Annotated in this window: 12 protein-coding genes and 1 riboswitch; of the genes, 8 read left to right on the top strand and 4 right to left on the bottom strand. The window is 36.9% G+C overall.

The features are described from left to right. Positions 1-381 precede the first annotated feature (381 nt). Positions 382-1545 (top strand): serine protease, encoded by a 1164-nt coding sequence (locus G4Y78_RS17850; protein WP_163834314.1) that lies wholly within the window; start codon positions 382-384, stop codon positions 1543-1545. 477 nt (positions 1546-2022) lie between these two features. On the opposite strand, the gene G4Y78_RS17845 is transcribed toward G4Y78_RS17850, so the two are convergent. Beyond that, entirely contained in the window at positions 2023-3141 is a 1119-nt protein-coding gene (locus G4Y78_RS17845; RefSeq protein WP_268934991.1) for an ABC transporter substrate-binding protein, read from the bottom strand. A 257-nt stretch (positions 3142-3398) separates the two neighbouring features. Between G4Y78_RS17845 and G4Y78_RS17840 the strand changes: the two genes are divergently transcribed. The 3 genes from G4Y78_RS17840 to G4Y78_RS17830 all read left to right on the top strand — a co-directional run bounded on the left by G4Y78_RS17840 (position 3399) and on the right by G4Y78_RS17830 (position 4919). After that, positions 3399-3824, top strand: coding sequence for a heme-degrading domain-containing protein (locus G4Y78_RS17840; protein WP_163834312.1), 426 nt, complete (start codon positions 3399-3401; stop codon positions 3822-3824). Positions 3825-3904: 80 nt separating this feature from the next. After that, a complete protein-coding gene (locus tag G4Y78_RS17835; RefSeq protein WP_163834311.1) occupies positions 3905-4483 on the top strand; it encodes a GNAT family N-acetyltransferase in 579 nt (192 codons plus the stop codon). A 37-nt stretch (positions 4484-4520) separates the two neighbouring features. Continuing rightward, the gene (locus tag G4Y78_RS17830; protein ID WP_222937524.1) at positions 4521-4919 is read left to right on the top strand and encodes an NUDIX hydrolase; all 399 of its coding nucleotides are present in this window, start codon (positions 4521-4523) and stop codon (positions 4917-4919) included. A 63-nt stretch (positions 4920-4982) separates the two neighbouring features. Here G4Y78_RS17830 and G4Y78_RS17825 read toward each other — a convergent pair whose 3' ends face one another. Beyond that, positions 4983-5750, bottom strand: a complete 768-nt coding sequence (locus G4Y78_RS17825) for a sulfite exporter TauE/SafE family protein (RefSeq protein ID WP_163834310.1) — start codon at positions 5748-5750, stop codon at positions 4983-4985. Between the two features lie 904 nt (positions 5751-6654). On the opposite strand from G4Y78_RS17825, the gene G4Y78_RS17820 reads away from it, so the two are divergent. Next, positions 6655-7416, top strand: a complete 762-nt coding sequence (locus tag G4Y78_RS17820; protein WP_163834309.1) for a substrate-binding periplasmic protein — start codon at positions 6655-6657, stop codon at positions 7414-7416. 229 nt (positions 7417-7645) lie between these two features. Then, entirely contained in the window at positions 7646-14665 is a 7020-nt protein-coding gene (locus tag G4Y78_RS17815; RefSeq protein WP_163834308.1) for an anthrax toxin-like adenylyl cyclase domain-containing protein, read from the top strand. A gap of 89 nt (positions 14666-14754) precedes the next feature. On the opposite strand, the gene G4Y78_RS17810 is transcribed toward G4Y78_RS17815, so the two are convergent. Together G4Y78_RS17810 and G4Y78_RS17805 are read right to left on the bottom strand one after the other, a co-directional pair. After that, positions 14755-15027: a hypothetical protein gene (locus G4Y78_RS17810; protein ID WP_163834307.1), complete on the bottom strand. Its 273-nt coding sequence runs from the start codon at positions 15025-15027 to the stop codon at positions 14755-14757. A 244-nt stretch (positions 15028-15271) separates the two neighbouring features. Beyond that, positions 15272-17269 (bottom strand): TonB-dependent receptor plug domain-containing protein, encoded by a 1998-nt coding sequence (locus G4Y78_RS17805; RefSeq protein ID WP_163834306.1) that lies wholly within the window; start codon positions 17267-17269, stop codon positions 15272-15274. Between the two features lie 141 nt (positions 17270-17410). Then, a riboswitch (FMN riboswitch) is annotated at positions 17411-17587 on the top strand. Positions 17588-17790: 203 nt separating this feature from the next. On the opposite strand from G4Y78_RS17805, the gene ribB reads away from it, so the two are divergent. Both ribB and G4Y78_RS17795 read left to right on the top strand, forming a co-directional pair. Further along, positions 17791-18450: a 3,4-dihydroxy-2-butanone-4-phosphate synthase gene (gene ribB / locus G4Y78_RS17800; protein ID WP_163834305.1), complete on the top strand. Its 660-nt coding sequence runs from the start codon at positions 17791-17793 to the stop codon at positions 18448-18450. Positions 18451-19410: 960 nt separating this feature from the next. Further along, the gene (locus G4Y78_RS17795; protein WP_222937523.1) at positions 19411-20925 is read left to right on the top strand and encodes a hypothetical protein; all 1515 of its coding nucleotides are present in this window, start codon (positions 19411-19413) and stop codon (positions 20923-20925) included. Positions 20926-20942 lie beyond the last annotated feature (17 nt).

The following is a 20942-nucleotide window of genomic DNA, read 5'->3' as shown; positions in this document are numbered from 1 at the left end:
TTTCGGCATGAGCCAAATAATCCTTTCAGTCCTTGCCTGTGAACGCTGATAATGGCCTATCGTAACTCTGCTTCGTGATTTTTAAACCAGTCGACAAGGCTTAGGTTAGCCTATTGGTAATCTGGTCGTAATATCCAGTTTTCTAAAAAACGTTCCTGAATTAGACATGAGAAACACCATCATATGGATTTTTTGGTGTATTGCGACAGATCCATAAATTTATGTTACGAATAATGAAATCTACAATATTTTGTAGGAAATACAGAGTGGTCCCGCAAAGGTAATGTTACATTAAGGTAACGTGTGTGTTATTGTGAAGTGACTCTTAATGTAAACGATTATCAATTTGTATTTCATTAATATCATTAAAAGGGTTTTGTAGTGAATTTTAGATCTATTGCAGTAACTTCATTAGCAGTTTTTATATGTGCTAACAGCTTTGCTTCAGATCATATAAGAAGCAAAAGGAGTATAAATGGTACAAACGCAACAGTTCAAGTTGACTGGGCTGTTGCTCTTTTAAAAGATTATGATCAATCAGAGTCTTTAAGACAAAATAAATCTGTATTAGATTATCAGTTCTGTGGAGGAGTACTAATCAATAAAAACTGGATCGTTACTGCTGCGCATTGTGTAGAAGATATAAACCATAAGAATATCTCTGCGGCCGTTGGAGCCCTAGATTTGGATCAAGAAGCCAAAACCAATAATCTAACTATTAAATTAATAAGTAAAATAGTGATTCACCCAAAATATTATTCAACATACTCACCTTTAAAAGATATGGCTTGGCTGGATAATGATATTGCTTTACTAAAACTAAAAACAGAAGCATCAACAAAAACACCTATTGACATTATTGATCAAAATCTGCCTGAAAACTCAATTACCAAAACCACTGGGTGGGGCTTAATTGAATATAGTAGCAATTACGAAAAAATAACATATGATGGAGTGGAAATATATTTAATTAACAAAACCAAAAGAAAGCCTTCCGTAAGACAAGATGTAACTTATGAAATTAAAGACACAGACCAGTGCGTAGACAATAAGTTTAGTGAGTCAAGGGTAACAACAAGCTTATGGAAAGTACCTAAGACTATTACATATTTTATAGATAACCTAAAAAAACTTGGGATTGCACAACTTAAAATCAATAAAAAAATAAACTCATCAAGCAACTCTAATACAGAAGAGCTAAAAGCATTAGAGAAGAAAATAGACTACAGCATTAAATACTTCTCAAGAGAAGTCAAATTATTACTAAGGCACAATATATTACTGGAAGCTACTTCGAAAAATACTACTACTAGTAAATTAATATCTTCATCCAATCAACTTTGTGTCGGCTCCGTATCTACTCCAGTAGCAGGCATTTGTTTTGGAGATAGTGGAAGCCCTTTAATATATCAGGATAATGGAGTAGATAAGCTATATGGATTGGCGAGCTTTTCTCATGGGTGTGCAGCACCAAATTCTTTAGATGTTTTCACAAATGTTTATACTTATAAAAACTGGATAAATAATACTATCAGTAATGACTAACTTTATAGGTAGATTATTACCAATATAGTTTATTTTGAGCGAATCTCAGCTAGTGCTCTGGCGTAAAGGATTTACTTCAGTGCACTGTTAGAGGCCATGAATTATTCATAACTAACAATACTTGTTGAATTGATGAAAACTAGTTTTGCAGAAAGTATTCAAATTCTATCATGTAATTTAAAACAATAATTTAGTCAGTCTAAATACCATGAAATTTTACAATATTACTTTACTTGTATTAGCTAGCGGTTTTTATTAAATGCAGAGCCTGAGTTCTTCTATATCATGGTAGATCAAGGCAAATCGAAGGTAATAGTAGACAACTTGTAGTACGACACATTTAGGGAAGTGACAGCCTTTGAAGTGTTCATCAGAACTCATATCTGCTACAAAATAAACAGAAATTAAAGGCTATCATGATCAGTAAAAGTTTGCGACAGAGCCAAAAAAAGTCATGTAGCTTAACCTAAATCCAGGTTAGTTTAAATGATTTAAAACAGAACGTACGCTAAAGTCATATTTATCTATTTTTTTATTATAAACTTTACTGAAATACTTGAAGTCAATTTTATTCCAGTTTTCATCCCCTAACTTTGACAAATATCTGTTTAAGTTGTTTTTATTGAGTTCGTCAAATATTTTCATTTTAAGTTTTACGCCTTCTGTATTGATAAAGTCCTTTCCAAAATGATAGTCATGTATCATTATTAGACTCCATCCTCCTATCATAAAGTGTCCTCCCATACTTACCACCATTGAGCCATCACTAATCTTTTGTAAAGCTTCTTTTTTCCAATTTATACCACCAAACATAATGTCCTTGCCGGGAGTTTTACCAGACCTAATGACACTTTCTATTGCACCTAAAGCCATTTCATCATTAGCAGCCCAAAAAATATTAATATCAGAATATCGCTTGAGAATAAGGTTTGTCCTTCTATAGGCTTCTTGCTTTTGCCAGTTACATGGAATGACCTGCTTGATATCAACATTGCTGTACTTTAATACAGCCCCCTTTAATCCGTTGACTCTCTCAATACTAGCAGGTGTAGCGGTATCACCTGACAAAGCAATTATATTGATCGTTTTTTCTACATTTTTAGGTTCTCTCCTCTGGTAATCTTCAATCATAGCTTTAGCTAGTTGATATCCAGCAAAGTAATTATCAGGCGTTAATTCACCTATCCAATTTGGATAATTCTCGCGAGGTTGACCAAGTATAAATGCTTGTTCTTCTGTCAGGCCATTAGCCATCAAAAAAATTTTTACTTGTGACTGGCTGGTGGATTTTATTATTTTTCCTCCCATACGCTTATAGTTGTCTATAATCATGTAATCAGGCTTAACGTCTCGGTTGGCGACACTTTCAGCCATACGCCTCATAGTCATATAATCCATTCCAGCGTATAGCACTTCAAGATTTATGTTTAAATCCTGAGCAGCTGCGTGCATAAATGACTCTACTTTTGGCCAAAAAAAACCTTTAGGTAGACAGCAACTGACAAATACAACATTTATCTTTTCACTGGTTCGAGCACAGCACCAGCAGGAAAGTAATATAGATAAAATGAGTACGCTAAATTTATACCAGAACATTTTTTTCTACTAAGTAAAACTCATAGTTACGTAGTTATTATAGTTGTAAATGAGTAGTACTGAGCAGAGTTGATGCGATAATGCCCCTCAAGCCACCCAGTAACCTTCTGGTCATCTATTGGTCTAATAACCGAAAAGTTTTTTAACTGTGGGATAAGAAGGGTTAGACCTATAAGGGAGATTCAGCCAAAATAAAACGCTAGCAGAACTACCAGTGTGATGTTCATTAATAGCTAATGCCAAAGAAAGAATGATACATGATACGCGAAATACTATTAGACAGTTTTGATAATTCTATAGCTTTGGATATGGGACTTAAGGTCATAAGCCAAGCGAGAGCTGAGCATAAATCTATCGCAGTTTCCATAGATCGCTTGAACCATAATGTGTTTAAGTTTGTGGCTGATGGTTTGCCTGAAGATAAGCATGATTGGTTGAGACGAAAAGCCAATGTTGCAATTAGATTTGAAGAAAGCTCTATAGGTGTAAAAGAAGACTTAATAAATGGGAATATGTCGCTCACTGGTACATTTGGTTTAGATGAGAAAGACTATGTTGCTAAAGGGGGCGCGATACCATTGAAAGTCAGAGGAGCTGGTTTGATTGGCGTCATAACCGTTTCAGGATTGTCTGACACTGAAGATCACGAGCTGATTGTAAGCGCTTTATCAGAGTATCTATGATAGTGGCATTACATTACCTTAACCATTTTGCTGTAATCGTATTATCTCATTAAAATATCCCATATCCATTTGGAAGTAATATGGTTGAAATAGTAACATTAAAAACAGAACGATTAATTCTTAGGCAATGGCAGCTTGCGGACTATAGGCCTTTTGCTGCTATCAATGCTGACCCTGTGGTGATGGAATACTATCCCAGTTGTTTACCAACAACGGAAAGTGATGCGCTAGCAGATAAGTTAATGTCACTTATCGCTAAACGAGGTTGGGGATTTTGGGCTGTCGAGTTAATAAGTACTAAGCAATTTATCGGTTTTGTGGGGCTTCATCAACCGGAAGCCGAGCTGCCTTTTACCCCTTGTGTGGAAATAGGTTGGCGTTTGGCAAAAGCACATTGGGGGTATGGCTATGCGACAGAAGCTGCACAAACTGCGTTGCAATTTGCATTTGATAAGCTGGGCTTAAATGAAGTGGTTTCTTTTACCTCGTGTCTTAATGAGCGATCACAAGCGGTGATGCAGCGATTAGGGATGGCCAACACTGAGCAAGACTTTGAACACCCTAGTGTGCCAATAGAAAGCCCACTGCGAGAGCATGTGCTATATAAAATCACGAAACTGCAATGGAGTACCCTTCACGACAGATGTAAACAATATTAGATTTAATAAAAAGAATAAGTCGAAGGTGTAGATAATAATGAAAGAAATAGACAAATTAGCGTGGATTTTTATCAAAGATAAAAAATTGCTAGGCGCTAGATCCAAGGGCAAAGACACTTACTATATTCCTGGTGGTAAGCGGGAAACGGGCGAAACTGACCAAGCAGTACTAATTAGAGAAATTAAAGAGGAGTTGTCAATAGACCTCAAACCAGAAACTATTGAATATGTAGAAACATTTCAAGCGCAAGCTCATGGTCGTTCAACAGGTGAGCAAGTGAAGATGACCTGTTATCTGGCTGAGTTTAGTGGTGAAATTCAAGCAAGCGCAGAAATAGATGAAGTGAAATGGTTGGGTTTCCAGGATAAGTTGAGTTGTTCACCTGTATCAAGCATGATCATGGAGTGGCTTTATAATAGGGGACAGTTAGTATGATATTGGAAGAAGAGCACTATACTTGTATTTATAATAATGAACTAAAAACATCACCATAAATGATCAAAACAAGGATCCTGTTATTTTGTTTATAATCTGAACTAGTGATAGTCCTAAGAAGAAAGTAATAAACCATCGTAGTTTTTGGTCACTTACTTGGTGGTGCAAGTGAGTGCCAATGTAACTACCTATTATGACGGTAGGGGTAATTATTATAACCCAAAGCCAAGGTATTAAGTCACAAAATAGCCGTGGCATCAAGCTACTACTTACTGAGAATGCCCCAATAATCCCTGCTGAGCTGACTACTTGGCGAATCGGTAAGCCTATAATATAAGCGAAAAAAGGGATAAAAAAGAAAGCACCACCTTGGCCAATAACACCATTTAACAAACCGATACTTAACGAGGATGTGAATAATAGTAAATTATTTGATTCATTATATTCAATAAATTTTGGGACTGTAATACTAATAAAGAGTGCAAAAGACAGCATTAATGCAAATGTTGCTAAAATCCACAACTCACCGAGTTGCAATATAAAACAACTGGAAGTCATGGCTCCCAGCCCCATCGGGATGCCAATTGTGCAGCCAAGCCTTAAGCTTTGAGTATGTTTACGATGAAAATACCAGCTACTAACTGAACCAACCAACCCTTGTGCTGCGGTAATACCTGTAATTTGCTCTAAACTCAAGATATTGCCAGTCATTATAGGTACTAATAGGATTAAGGCTGGACCAAGTAATACGCCCCCACCAAAGCCTAAAAAACCAGCAATAAAACCAGTGGTGAGGCCTAGCCCTAAAATAATGCAGGTAAAAATAATCACAGTAAAATCACTATTGATTTTTAAAGTTATTTTTTGTGAAAAAATAGTAAATAATATGATAATTACGTTTTGAGTTAATTATCATGAGCCGTTTTATAATCAGTACATAGCTTCATTTTGGCAATAATAGGCAGTTCCAATTAATGATATCGTGCTGACTTAGAGTAGCAGTTCGTATTTTCTCTTCAAATTAAAGTTCTTAGAGCTTGACTTGAAAGTCTATGTTGGACTTTATCTGATTCTCTTAGTACGAACTGATATGAAAATCTAATGGCAAAATTATTTTTTACGTAGCATGCCATATGATTACTTTGTGTTCATTGAATCGTTAGGGGGAGTTTAAAAACTATACTAAATAACTGTTGTAACAAAACAACCTATTTAGCCAGAATGTATATAATCTTTGACATCTGCTGAAACATGATAGCCAGAATAAGTGTAACTATGTGAGGTATTTCAAATAATAGTATTGTTTGTTTTTTAACAAAATAATTAAGACATTATCAATATACCAACTGATTCAACTAATTTTACATAACGAATGGGCTATCTACAGGTCTGAGTAATGCTAGGGCCTGTTAACCCTATTTGAATCACCACGGTCGTAGGCTATTTTTTTGCCCAGCCAGGTACAAGGAATGCTGTGTAGTCATTCTACATAAATGACTTGTAACACGGCTGGCTGGAAAAATAATTACGGCCCGAAGGCTTATGACTGTAAAAGCACGAATCGTTTTTGCTCATTGTTCATTTAGAACAACTAAATTTATCTCTTTGCGCCTTGATTTGTGCTTTTACAGTCATAACAGTGATATTCAATTAGGGTTAACAGGCCTTAGGAGAGACTGTTTTTCGTATAGATTAGAAACATGTTACAATTAATACTAAGCTTAATGAGGCTAGTATGAAAAGATTGTTTTTTGCACTATTCACTGTTGTTTACTGTGTACCACTGATTGCATATGCTAACTTAAAGATATTACGAAGTGATTTCAGAGATATACCCCCGTTAATGTATGAACATGATGGGGAGCCTACAGGTGCGTTAGTTGACATTTTAAATGTGGCAGCTGAACAGCTTGGTTATCAAGTGATCTGGCGTAAGTCGACTATGGACAGGACGTTACGCGATGTAAAAACAGGGCTGGTTGATATTATACTGAATGTACCTGATAAGCTCCAAACAGATGAAATAGTTGAGTTCGTTAAGCCTATTGGTACACAACAGCATAAAACCTATTTTTTAGTCAAAGAACCAAGCCGTATAGAAGTTGGGCGTTTTGTTACATTAGAGAAGTTTAAGTTCAAGTTAGGTTTGATTCAAGGTAACTCTTATTTTAAAGCGTTAGATCAGGCTAAATCGATTCGAAAACGTTATTACCGTTCTTTACCAGCCTTAGTTAAAGCATTTGATGAAAGAAAAATTCATATTTTAACAGCATCAGAATCTGAAATAGTGGAGGTAGAAAAGCTACTAAAATCAAAAAATATAGGTTTTAGATATTTAAACTATCGTCCAAAAGGTTTTATTTTGCATAACTACGCTGTGGCTAAGGGTTCTCCGCACGCGGTATTAAAAGAACAATTTGAGGAAGTAATAGAAAACTTAGTAGAATCAGGAAAAGTAAAAGATTATTTTTCTAAATATAAAGTTGAAATTAAATAATATACTATCCCTTAATACTCTCAATTAGAGGGTTTGTATAGATAACTTTGTTTCATGTCAAACAAAAGGGTTGGCTGCCTTCTCATCACCCACACAAAAAAAAATTTTGTATGACATTATGTGATGGGGCTTGAATTTCTTTCTTGTCGCCTACTATTGCATTATTGAATACTTGTCTGGAAATTAAACTTTCCTTTTTTATGATTCAATTGTCTTAGAGGCCAGGTAAATGGATATTCCATCAGTTAATCAGCCAAATTCAACTAATCCATCTGATCCAGCAGATGATATTCAACCAATTACTAATACTCGTCAATCTAAGAAAAAAGGAAAGGTACTTAAAAATAAGTCTCAAAATGGACTCTCTTCAGTATTAACACAAGTAGTTGTCCCAGGCGCAGTTCAATCATTAGCCGGTAAACAAGACGGGCAAGGGAATCAAGGTCAACAACAGGGTGGCAAACTCAACTTACCATCAGTAGATAATTTTCTTTATGGAGACGAAATTCAAACTGTAGCGAATCGACATAAAACGGTACTGGTTGTAAGAGCACCTAATCAACATTCTATAGGCTTGTTACAAGAAGGTTATGCCTCTAAAAATTTTCATATTAAAGCTAAATCCAGTACTGGCGGTCCTACAGCTGGTTTTGTTGTAACAGATCCACTGCTCAGTAAAGTGAGAGGGCAGGGTACAGCTGCAATAGCAAAGCAGCAAAAAACGATTAATGAAGCACTGAAAAAAGGGGCAAAAGCAATACAAATTGAGTTATCGGACCATCGAATCGAATACCTGATTTCTAACAAATTAATAGAAACGGTTTCATCTACAGCGACTAGCAAAATCATTAGAGGTCACTATAACGATAATAATCAAGAATATTTTAGGTTAACTAAAACAACGAGTGGTGCTTGGCAATTAGCGTATTTAAAAGGTTACCAGTCACTTGCTAATCTTGGCAAACCTATTCCTGTTATGGGGTTAACTAACCCACCTGTTCCAGGTGCAACGAATCCGGGTGGGGCAAAATCCGTAGTAACAGCCGATTATGACTTATTTGGTATTTGGCCAACAAAAAATAGAAATGCTAACCCTAGACCATTAAATCCGGCACCTAGAGCGATACGTGGTGAAGTAGCCAAACCATACATTAACCATGTAAGAAACCAGGGAGCGGGTGGCAGCGAAGATCCTAATATTGGTAATCTTCATCCCTATGGACAACAGTTAATGACTGAACTGAACAGCAGAATTAATGCTGCTGGATACCAAGGAGGACGTTTAATTCATCATAATGATGAATCAGGTAATCCGTTTAGTCCAGGTCAGGATTTTCCATTGATTTTATTTGTGCCAGGTGAAAAAAAACCGTTTGTCATTAATGATAATGCTCAACTTACTGAAACATATAATACCTTAGAAAGTATAAACTACTCTGTCGAAAGAAATGCGGCCTTCAGTCTGCCTAACTTTCAATTAACAAATTTGGATAAAACAGTTCAGGCGCCTGAACAACAAAAATATAACCATAATTTAATAATTGAAATAGGTAATGATCAGGCAGTATCTGCCAGTGCAAAACGTTTAGCAGAAAAGCATCAAGGAAAATATACTCGACTGAAATGGAATCCCTCAACTAAGACAATTTCAGTAGTTGAAGGCAAGCCAATTAACGAAATGCCTGTACTAGGAAAAAATAGCCGTATATTTTTGGTTGGTCATGGTCAAGTGAATGGGGTTGGGGATAGTATTCAAACTGCGGTGAATTCACAAGTATTATCGGAAGCTCTTGTTGGTGAAACAGGGATTATTCGTAGCAAATTGGGTAATCAGTATCAAGGTGGAGATATTGGTCGTATTAGCTTAGTGTCATGTCATTCTGCAGGTAAGCAGCCAATGGACATAAATAGTTATGGTGCCTCTTTGGTAAAAGCATTACATGACAAAGGGGTAAACACAACAGTTAGTGCTAGGCCTGGTTATACTTATGTAGATAAAGATGGTCGAAAATATATTCAGCCTCGGGATAACCCTTTAAACGCCAACAACCAGCCAATCAATGATCCCTCTATCCCAAGATACCGTACTAAAGTTGTGTATTCGATATATGGAGGTAAGGTGAATGCTCATGTAGTACGACTTAATGAGCCTTATAATGGGCATATAAGGCCAGTACAGCCGTTGCCTGGTAATACTGGACCAAATAAAGCAGTACTTGCTGAAGTTATGACAAAAGCTTTTCAGTCTCAACCTGTTGGTAATAATGGAATTGCAACTACTAATCCTATTGATATTACACAAATTATTCCTAAAGAAAGTCAATCTTTAGCTGAAGGCCAGCTATTTACTTTCGAAAGAGTTAATGATAAAGAAAAGCGGGTAGGTAAGCCTGGTTATTTTAAGTTTGATTTATCAACCCAAAATAGTGGACTACAGTTAAAATGGGTGCCACAGCCAAGCCAAGCTTCAGTTACAAATGGTCAAGTTTTCGGTGCTTATTATTTGCCATACACGGGAGCAGGTCCTCAAGGGCAACATGTACCTTATGTTGATATACCAAAACAAAATCCTGATCATAATTTTGTTTTTACTGGTGGGCTTAATGGTTGCTCTGTTATTGTGTGTAAACACCCAACAGATCCTACCAAGTTAAGGGTATATCATGACTCTGATCCAGAAGGTAAAAACCTTAAAAAAGGTGAAAAAAAACCTTATGCCAATGAGGATGTATTAGTTAGACTTGATGAATCGATTTATGATGCTGACTATGCTGTCATGCATGTTGGAGATGATTTGTCTGTAGGGCACCAACCAAGAACATATAATGGCGTGGCATTTTTGCACTATGATCAAGCTACTGGTGAGTGGGGGCTACATCATCGGTTAACACGCAATGTGGTACCTAGCAGTGCAGCCGATGCAATTGAATATACCTTGTCCTTTAATAATCATCCATTATTATCTCAGGCAATTCCTGAGGCCCCAGGAGAATTTAGGTCTTTTTCTAAAGATGAAAAAACATTTGATGGTTGGTTTAGTAAAGATGGCCGATTCTTTTATAAAGAAACAGGAACAACAAAGCCATGGAAATTAGGGACTGAGCAGGATCAACAGTTATTTCAACAAACTAATCCTGATGTTGAAGTACCACCGCTTACTTATAATACTACCAACCAATTAGCTAACCCTTCACTAGCGGGTTCTAGGCTACCACAATTTGATAAGCCATTTTCGTATCATAATGTTCCTTTATCTGATATCAGTTTATCTCAATTAGTCGCTGATCATCCTGTTCTTAGCAATTTTTTTGCTAAAGATCCGCTTGCTAAGCTACGTATAGAAAATGCTATTGGGCAACAAACCCACAAAGGTGAAAGCTATCTTTCTTTTCAAGTGAAACTCAAACAGGAAGCACAAAATCAGATAGCTAAAATTATAGGTAATAATAGTTTTTGGGATTTAACAGGAAATCAGTTAAATAAAGTTGAATCGATTTTAAATAATAAATTCAATTACGATTTGGTTGATATCAGTGTAGCAAAAGCAACTGTTGAAAATGGCATCTTAGGTAGTTGGGCTGTTTATCAAGATAAAGTGCTTGACTCTGGTGTTTCACAAACAACGACACAATACCAAGGGCAGGCCGACAATGTAGAAGGCTATGATCTGTCTGAACTGGTTAAACCCGCCCAAGAGTTACGTACAGCGCAACATCATGATAATCAATTAATTCGTGATGTTGCTTTGGCAAAAATAAACCAAGATGGTATAGATGGACAACTAACTTCATGGCAGGTGGATGATAATGGAAAAATTTCATTTGATGTTTTAGCTGAAGGGGATAAATTAACAACTTATCAGGCCCAAATTGACCCAAATCAGTTACAAGAAACCAAGGTATTAGCTGGATTTAAGCAAGAACTTCAAACAGGTAGTAGTAAACTCGCCAAAGGAGTAAGTCAGACTTCACGTGCCTTGGGTATTTATATGACATTGCAGGGGATGCAAGGCATTGCTCAGGCCGCTGAACGGGGAGATATTGGCGGTGTTGTTGGAAATACGGCTCTCACCGCTTATGGGTTTGCTGACTTAACCACTGACAGTGCTGGGCGTAATTTACCAAGAAAACTCGTGTCGGGTACGGGTAAATATCTATCTAAAGGGGCCACAAAACTCGCTGAAGAGTTATCTGAAATCGCAGCTCGTCGAGTGAGTACTGATTTGTCGGCGAAAATTTTAAAAGGTGGTTTAAGTGGTGCTGCTGCCATAAGAAGTCTAGGTAAAATTCTGGGTAAAGCCACTCCATTAATAGGTATAGGTCTTGGTATTCATGGGATGGTTGAAGACCTAAAAGATCCTGACAAAGTGCGGGGTGCGATTAATTTTACCCTGGATTTATTAGCAACGATCACCGGTGTACTGGCTGCTGTTCCATCTCCATTATCACCAATATTTGAAGGACTCTCTATTGTATTCAGTATTGCTAGAATAGGTTTTGGCACTTTATACAACAGCATTAAATCCAAAATGGATGCGGTACCAGAAGATGCTCCATGGACTGAAAAGGCAGAAGCCTTTTTCGCCGGACTGGGAGAAGGTATCGAGCAGCTATTTTATCAATTTCATCCTATTGGCAATATCATTAATGCAATTCGCCAAAGTGAAGCACTTGAAAAACAATCACGTGAAGATGCTCAACTATTGAGTATGTTGAGCAACTATCGTAATTATTACAGTATTCACCGGCCAGAAACGGGAGGACCTGCAACCATCGATTTTTCAAATGGACCTGCTGCATCCTATGGTGGTGGCATTACATTTGATTTGGCTAACCCGGGAGAAGACTCAACACTAAGTATTGATAATGTACCTGATATGACTGGTCAGCAGCAAACCAGAACTTACACACCCAGTACTAATAGAGTACAGAATATGGTGTTAGGGATTGGACAATCACTTAAAACAGAGATGGAAAAGCGAACAGTTAAAATGCTTTGGGTAATTCCTATTAATAGCAAGCATGTGATTAAACGAAATCCAGATGGCAGTATACCGGTTGATTCTAATTCGATGCACGGTGAGTATAAAGGTAATAAGCTAAATAATGTTTTCTATACCGTTCAAAAACAGTCAAGCAATGAACAAGGTAAGCCAGTAGGGCCTGATATTAGTCAATATCAGTACACCATTGATGGAGAAGCGGGCGATGATTTATTTTATTTAGGGCCTCAGCAAATTCGGGTTAAGGGCGGCGATGGTGCTGATACTTATGTGACTGGAGAACATGCAGCGAAAGTCTTAACAATAGATAACAGTGATCAACAAGGCAAAGCTGAAATAGATACCTTAGATTTAGATGCTAGCTTAATGAATATACGCGCCTATAGGTCAAGAACGCGGACAGAAAATGGGTTTACCAAACTGATCAGTGCTGCAGTTACCAAAAAATTAAGCAAGCCTTTACAAGAGGCTAGAGCTGCAGGCAAGTCTATGAAAGAATTAATTGCATTGACACAGCAGCTAGTGGAAGAGCCATGGACGGAACAACGAGCGAAAGCAGCTACAAAAATTGCACTAGAGGGTGAGCTAGCGAGCTGGAATAATGATTTAGTCGTCATCTATACCGATAGCAAGGGGCAAGAACATCAAGTAAATGTTACTGACTGGTTTAAAGGTAAGTCTAATCAACACCTACAAATTAAAAGTAACGATGGTTTTATTTTATCTATTGATAATAAAGTAAAAGACCGTTGGGGAGATCATACGCAAGGTCGTAAAACCTTATCAGAGCAACATGATGGGTCTAATGATTGCTTTAAAACGGTGGACGATAACAGTGAAGTGAACTTAACAGTAGTAGGGTATGATCGATCATTGTCAGCGAGTGTTGCTACCTTTGATGGTACTGAGCCGCTATATACTCAAGTGACACAAATCACTGGGGGTAAAGTGTTTGATTCACTCACGGGAAATGCACAAGCGAATATTATCAATGGCTATGGAACCAACGAAGTGGGTGTTGACAGACTGAAAGGTGGTGAAAATAGCGACTTATATATTGTGCAATCTTATTATGACCGCCCCAATGATGTAGAGATTGATAATCATGCGCAGGATAAAGCGCAAGATATGGTCATGCTGGATGCGCGGTTCGATGATGTGGTGGTTGCATTTAAAGGTAATGATCTTGTTATGCAAGCGAAGGGAGATAAAGCCAAAATACAACAACAATCGGATGATCTTTGGAAACGTGCAAGCCAGTTTGGTGATGCAGCAAGCTATATTAAAGAACAATTGCAAGCTAACCCTAATTTAACTCAACATCAGTTTAAAGCGCTATTAACAGCTAAAACGGCTTCATTGAATGGTAAATCTGTTAGCAGTGATTTCTATAATGCAATTGACTTATTATTAAGTAAAGAATTAGGTGGTCAACTACGACAATTTGAGCAAGATTTTGTAGCCAGTCATGGTCAATCCTTTGCTGAGTCCATAGAAAAATTAGCTAAGCGGTATGAAAAAGTTAGTCAAGATTACCAAACTCAATCTCACGAAATGCAGGCATTGGTGCATAAGCCTCAAGCTGGCAGAATATCGCTAACTGTAAAAAACTATACGCTGAGTGATAATTATCAACATATGACCTTTGTTACCAAAGATTTTATCAAGTTTACTGTTGAAAAAGACAAAGCTGGTGATATTAAGGTAAAAAAACAAGGTGTTGATGCTTCTTCTGCTAGTGAAGGAGTTATCTTTGATGCCAAGCAATGGGTAAGAGAAGGTATGGAGCAATTGACTGGTAGTGCCTTTGGTGATCGATTAATTGGTAATGAGCGAAATAATGTGCTGAGAGGGGGAGGTAATGGCGGGTCGTTATACAGCTATGACACGCTCAAAGGCGAAGATGGTAAAGATATGTATGTTTATCAGCCTGGTCGAGATGGCTTAGTAGTTATTGACAACTTCGCAGAAGATTTACAAACGGATACTGCATTATTTAATGCAAACTACGATAATATCTTAGTTAATGCTATCGATTACTCAGACTGGCAAGCATCTATTCACTTAGATGATAGTATTGTATTGAGAACAGCAGACAATCAAGCTGGATTAGTTGTACAACAATTTAGAAAAGATGATTTGCATCGGCATATACATTTTAAATCGGCTGATGGGAAGTTATTTACCATTAACCCTCAAACTTTAGAAAAAAGTCTAGTCACGCATGAATATACTTCAAAGCGATGAATTTTCTATCACTATACGCTTTCTTGAAAGCGTATAGTGATAGGGTTCTATACAAAAACTAGAGGAAACAACTGATTTAATATAGGGTTTTAATCGCGTAGTCGGGTAAAGTAAAAGTAATTTAATCCAGAGGTTGAGTTTGCCACTACACTGGTTAATTGCCAACCATCGTCTAACATGTCTCTAAAATTGCTGTTAATTCTCCTCCTGTCACTGATGTTATAACAATCAGGGCTTCTACCATCTGGCTCAGCTTCACAATAGGCTAATTCTTGAACTGAGTCTTGGGCTTGTGTGAGTGATGTTATAAGCGGTAATAAGAAGCAAATAGTTTTTATTGAGTTATGTAGGATTTTGCGCATTAACTTTGGTCTTTATAAAGGGTGTTGATAATGAGCAGAATATAAGTGAATTTATTAACAATATGCATTCCAGCTAACGACCTGTTTTGTCATAAATAGTATTAGGATCTTGATAATTGTTTGATTGCTCTACACGATAAGGCTTGATCATTAGGGGTTAACCTACAGAGTTTTTTCGTTACTCCTGGAATTTATGCCATTTTAAAGCAAATGACATTTATGTGTTTACGCTTTCCTTATAGTATTAAAAATAAATTTCAACAGTGCTATATATTGATCTGCCTTGGTAATTTGGAAAAGTACTAACGTTTCTAGTGGCATAGTTTGGAAAAAATATATTTTTATTTAATAAGTTATCAAAATAAAAATTGACTTTGACCTTAGATAGTTGAGGTTTGTTTGTGAGTTTCTCTAGGTCAAGTGATATATTTGCACTAAGCAGATTGTAACTATTGGCTTTAGGGTTAACATTTAAGCTAAAAATCGGTGCTACTTTATCAAGAGGGGTTGGTTCACTAAAATAACTATTAAATAATGAAATACTATAGCCAGTTTTATTATTATAGGAAACACCTAGTTTTGCCATTAAGTTTGGTATAAAGGTTGAGTCTTTCGTATCGTCACTATTTTCGTTTGTTTGGTATGCTATGTTTCCTATTAAACCAATAGTGTTAGATAAATTCCATTTTCCCTCAATCTCTAAGCCTTTAAAGTCAATTGAGCCAGAGTTAATCATTTGGCGTTTGAAAGTATTGGGAACTTCTTCAAATATATGGGAGTTTTTTATTTTGCTCTTATAGACAGTTGCAGCGAAGCTATAATTAGCCCTTCTTAAACCAATTTGTAAATCTAGTGTATTTATTGTTTCTGGTTTTAAATCACTATTACTTTGAAAAAAAGCTCCATCAAAAAAACGTAGTGATACATTTGAAATTCGAAACGCACTGCCATACAGTAGTTTGCTATACCAGCCATTATCAAAGTCAAATATTAAACCGCCTCTTGGAGAATAATCTTTATCTAACCTTTTAGCTTTATTGAGCTGAATGCCTCCTACAACCTTTAGCCATTTAAATAGTTGATAATCGGCTTGCATATATGTGCTTGTTTGCCAAGTATTCCACTTTCCTTCAGCAATTCCCTCAGAGGACTGACCAGTTGAATATAGTGGGTTTATACCTAGTAATAAATTGGTTTTGTTGTCAAGGCTACCGAATAAGTTGAGTTCCACAGAATAAAGGCTACTATTGATTTCTGTATCTAAACCCCCAGGATTATTGATTAGGTCAAAGTTGCTTGTAAATTCTAAAAAGTCTTTGTATAAAGCATAGTTAGTCTTTAAATACCATTTTTCATTGATATTATATGTATGTCCTATATCAAATGTTATATGTTTGACTGTGGTTTCACGCTCTGGGAATAAAATAACAGCACCAAAATTATTTCTAGTTGCTTGACCTAAATATACGTTGAAATCAACATTATCATATGTTGCATTAGACACAAGCCCAAGACTACTTCCTCCCGCAGGATATGAGTCAATATTGCCAAATGCATCTTGGTAATTAATGCCTTTATCCCCATTGAAATCTGTCGCATGGATTGCTGTCATGAAGGAAAGCTTGTCTAGTACTTTTCCCTGCATGAAACTGGTAGACTTAGTGTCGTAAGATCCTCCCGTCACTGATAATAATGGATTAAATGACTCTGATGGTTGTTTGGTTTTAATATTAATTATTCCAGCAAAAGCATTGGTTCCATAGAGTACTGACCCTGGTCCTCTAACAATTTCAATTTGCTCAATAATTGCTATTGGAAAGTTGAGATATAAGTCCATGTGAACACTTTCACCTTGGGTATTGGTTAATGGACGACCATTTAACAGGTACAGCACTTGGTTATCTTGTAGGCCATTTAACGCAGCACGCAGAGATACTTGGTTTTCTTGAAATATATGGTTCCCAACAACCATCATATTGATTTGCCGATTTAAGATATCGCGTAAATTTCTTCCCCCAAACGCTTGGAATTCATCTGAGGTGATTATGGTTACGATGCCTGGAGCATTATCAATAGACTCTTCTCGCTTTGATACCACAGTGATCATCATGAGTTCTTCTAACTCAAGCTTTAGTAAGTCTTCGAATTGATATTCAGAAGCATTAATTTGTACCATTGGTAAAAGGCCAATCCAAATGACTAATAAGTGAGTGTATAAGGTTGGTGAGTGTTGATAATGCATGTAAACTACATTTATTCTTATTAACTACAAGTTGTTAGGTAGTATAGACTTACCTTTGTTGTTGTGCTCTTCTAATGGCGTGGCTCAACTTTTTACTTCACTTTATATTCTTTCTTCATATATAGTAGCTGCCGTAAATTTCGTTATTCTCAGGGCGGGGTGTAATTCCCCACCGGCGGTGATCTTATTGATTGGAAATGGTTTCAATATTAAGAAAGCCCGCGAGCGCTTGGTTAGTTGAACAGTAAATAGCCAAGGTCAGCAGATTTGGTGTAACTCCAAAGCCGACGGTGATAGTCCGGATGGGAGAGGGTAGCGCTTGCTGTCTTAAGGTTTGTAGAAATCCATGATTTATTCGTTTGATTAAAAAGGTTAAAACCGGCCTTCGTTAGAAGAAGCCTCAGCCTTCGGCTGTATTTTTACACATAAATCTTGGTTCTACAGTCCTCTGCAAGTGTGCTTGTTAATTATTAGCACGTTTCTCCATGCCCTGATTCATGTTTTTGCACTGGAGTACTATCATGAATCAGCCTCTAAATAATCAGTTAAATACCTATGTTCAACGAGTGGATCGAGCATTGTTATCACTTAAGCATGGTCAAGGGGTTTTACTGATTGATGATGATGACCGTGAAAATGAAGCAGACCTGATTTTTGCAGCGGAAACGATTACCGAAAAGCAAATGGCCATGCTGATACGAGAATGTAGTGGCATTGTCTGTTTATGCTTAACTGATGAAACCCTACAAACGTTGGATTTGCCAATGATGGTGAGTAAAAATACCAGCCATTACGGTACAGCTTTTACTATTTCAATTGAAGCAGCTGAAGGAGTTTCCACAGGGGTTTCCGCTGCTGATCGGGTGACAACCATTCAAACGGCGATCGCTAATCAAGCAAAGCCGACTGATTTACGTTGGCCAGGCCATGTTTTTCCATTGAGGGCAAGGCCTGGTGGTGTGTTATCTCGGCGAGGTCATACAGAAGGTGTTATTGATCTGATGAAATTAGCCCAATTAAAACCTGCTGGTGTTTTATGTGAGTTAATGAATGCTGATGGCACGATGGCGAACCAACAAGAGATATTACGCTTTTCTAATGCCCATCATATGCCCATCGTGTCTATCGAGGATATTGTAAGGTATCGACAAGATAAGGACGCTTGTAAAACAGCTTTATAGTTAACTGAACCGTCATGTTGCATAAATAAAGGGCATTGTTACTTATGCCCTTTACTATTTAATTTTTCCTTTAATCATTTACCTTCACAGCAATGAATAGTTTCATTGAGCTTTGTCTGATTAGCAAGTATTTGCTTGATTGAATTTAATTTAAATAGCCTAAAATAAACACCGGTCATAATAGATAGGAAAATAAATCATAAAGTTCATGATGTATTAGACGTTAGTTGTATAGATAAACTTTTTTTAGCCAGAAAAGCGTCAAATTGTTTTAATGTTGCACAGCTGTAAATGCTTGCATACTGCATACATTTTGTATTAATTGAAAATTGACTTTTTTAAAGGAAAACTAGCCAAGTAAAACAGGAATGTGACATAATTCCGCCCACACAAGACAGAGATTGTGTAGTTGATTTAAGTCATAATCATGCTAACAACCACTGATTATAATAAACCTAAATCTGGATAAAGATTAAAGATTAAAGATTAAAGATGTGATTGTTTGAGAGATTTTAAAATATAATTTCTCAAAATGTTAGGTGAAAGCAATAATGATAATCCCGTACAACAGTACATGGATAAGCTTGAAGCAATATCAGTTATTAAATTATAAATTTGTATCTTCAGTATTTCTATCAGCGTTACGTTGGTTAGTGCCTTTATTTAATAGGCTATAACACTAAACCAAAGCGCTTATTATTTGTTTTACTAAAGTTGGTGTTAATTGGGATTTAATATGGTATTTAACGGGTTAAATTAAATTTCTAATGTATCATAGATGAAATTAGATAAATAAGTACCGACTTTAGATAAGTGTATTTGTAAATGATTTAAAACTTAATAGGGATTTTACTGTTTCTTAGTCACAACAGAATTTACTAACCAGTTTACTGCTGGTTAGTAGAGAATTGCTTTTTCCAAAAAAGCAGTAATAAAAAACTAAATATAAAAGGAAACTCAATGAAAACTTACAAACCTCTCTTTGCAATGACTTTATTGGCTGCAAGCATTCAAGCAAATGCTGCTGTTAGCCAGGCAGAGCAAGCTGATATTTCTCAGTTTTTAGGGCGTTTTCATCAAAACCCACAGCAAGTGATGAATGAAATACCTGCTAAAGAAAGTGCTCAAGGTGTTGTAGTATCTAAATTTACACAAGAAGAAATTGAGTCTAAAGATTTTATCACCAAAAAAGACCAATTTAAAAAATCCATTGTAAAAGCAAAAAAACGTGCTGGTTATGCGAGAGCAGCCAGCCAGTATAATGATAACCCTGCTCGTTTAGTTGATGGTGGTTATCAATTAATTCGTAACGTCCATACGATGGATGCACAGAATCTGCGTAGTGCTCAGTTAGATGAAGTGCCTTGGTCTGATACTTATTGGCCTTTATATAATGGTGCGTTAGGCAATCGCTATGCTGATCCTGATTTATGGGCAGCAAGACCTAGCGATTGGAATGATTATTGGACTTTTGCTAATCAGACTAAATTGCCTGCTGATTATGTGACTTCTGGTAATCTTGATAACTTATCTCCTTCAGAAAAATATGACTTACTGGTTGGCGACAGTGGCTACAGTATGACAGCTTCAAACTGGAATATGGGTAAGTCTTACTACGACCGAAATGGCAGTGTTGAGCGTTGGATGGGGTTATGTCATGGTTGGGCGCCAGCAGCTTACATGTTGCCTAGACCTAAGCATAGCATTGTCGTTAGAGGAGCTAACGGTGAAGACATTAAATTTTACCCATCTGATATTAAAGCGCTCGGTACCTTGCTGTGGGCTGAAGCATCACCAGGTGTACGTTTTATTGGCGGCCGTTGTAATACGAAAAACCCTGCTACAGACGAAAATGGTCGTATTAAAGACCAGAAATGTTTTGATACTAACCCAGGCAGCTGGCACCAGTCTGTTGTTAACCAGTTGGGGGTAAGCAAGCGTAGCTTTATTATTGATGCAACTTACGATTACCAGGTCTGGAACCAACCAGTTTACAGCTATACTTATACTTATTTCAACCCAGAAACAGGCGTAGCGTATGATAATGCAAAAGAAGCAATGATTGCACTTGAAGATTATTCAAAAGATAAATTCAAGCAATATCGCGCTTCTAATGCAGCCAATGTGGTGGGTGTAAGAATGCAGATGAAGTATATTGTCGAAACTAGCCCAACTCATCGTGAATATGATGATTCTCGCTTTGATGGAATTACCTCTGTTCGTTATACATATGACTTAGAACTAGATAAAAATGGTAATATTATTGGCGGTGAGTGGTATACTAACAAGCATCCAGACTTCTTATGGACACCTGGCCCAACCCAACGTGCTATGAGTTATGTAACTGGTAATGGTGAGTGGAAAGAAGGTGAAAGTATACCACAAAGCTGGAAAAGCCAAGCAGCTTGGATGTCTAAATACAGTCAACCTTTAACTAGTGTTGTTGAAGAGCTATTTAAGAGAGCTTCTCAATAACCATTCGTTTCCTTTAA

The sequence above is a fragment of the Spartinivicinus ruber genome, assembly GCF_011009015.1.
In the GTDB taxonomy this organism is placed as follows: domain Bacteria; phylum Pseudomonadota; class Gammaproteobacteria; order Pseudomonadales; family Zooshikellaceae; genus Spartinivicinus; species Spartinivicinus ruber.
This window is presented reverse-complemented; position numbering and strand designations above follow the sequence as displayed.

Coding starts and splice junctions, on each gene's coding strand:
- G4Y78_RS17795 (WP_222937523.1), top strand. CDS start 19,411: ATGAAAACTTACAAACCTCTCTTTGCAATGACTTTATTGGCTGCAAGC.
- G4Y78_RS17830 (WP_222937524.1), top strand. CDS start 4,521: ATGAAAGAAATAGACAAATTAGCGTGGATTTTTATCAAAGATAAAAAA.
- G4Y78_RS17845 (WP_268934991.1), bottom strand. CDS start 3,141: ATGTTCTGGTATAAATTTAGCGTACTCATTTTATCTATATTACTTTCC.
- G4Y78_RS17810 (WP_163834307.1), bottom strand. CDS start 15,027: ATGCGCAAAATCCTACATAACTCAATAAAAACTATTTGCTTCTTATTA.
- G4Y78_RS17835 (WP_163834311.1), top strand. CDS start 3,905: ATGGTTGAAATAGTAACATTAAAAACAGAACGATTAATTCTTAGGCAA.
- ribB (WP_163834305.1), top strand. CDS start 17,791: ATGAATCAGCCTCTAAATAATCAGTTAAATACCTATGTTCAACGAGTG.
- G4Y78_RS17815 (WP_163834308.1), top strand. CDS start 7,646: ATGGATATTCCATCAGTTAATCAGCCAAATTCAACTAATCCATCTGAT.
- G4Y78_RS17820 (WP_163834309.1), top strand. CDS start 6,655: ATGAAAAGATTGTTTTTTGCACTATTCACTGTTGTTTACTGTGTACCA.
- G4Y78_RS17840 (WP_163834312.1), top strand. CDS start 3,399: ATGATACGCGAAATACTATTAGACAGTTTTGATAATTCTATAGCTTTG.
- G4Y78_RS17805 (WP_163834306.1), bottom strand. CDS start 17,269: ATGCATTATCAACACTCACCAACCTTATACACTCACTTATTAGTCATT.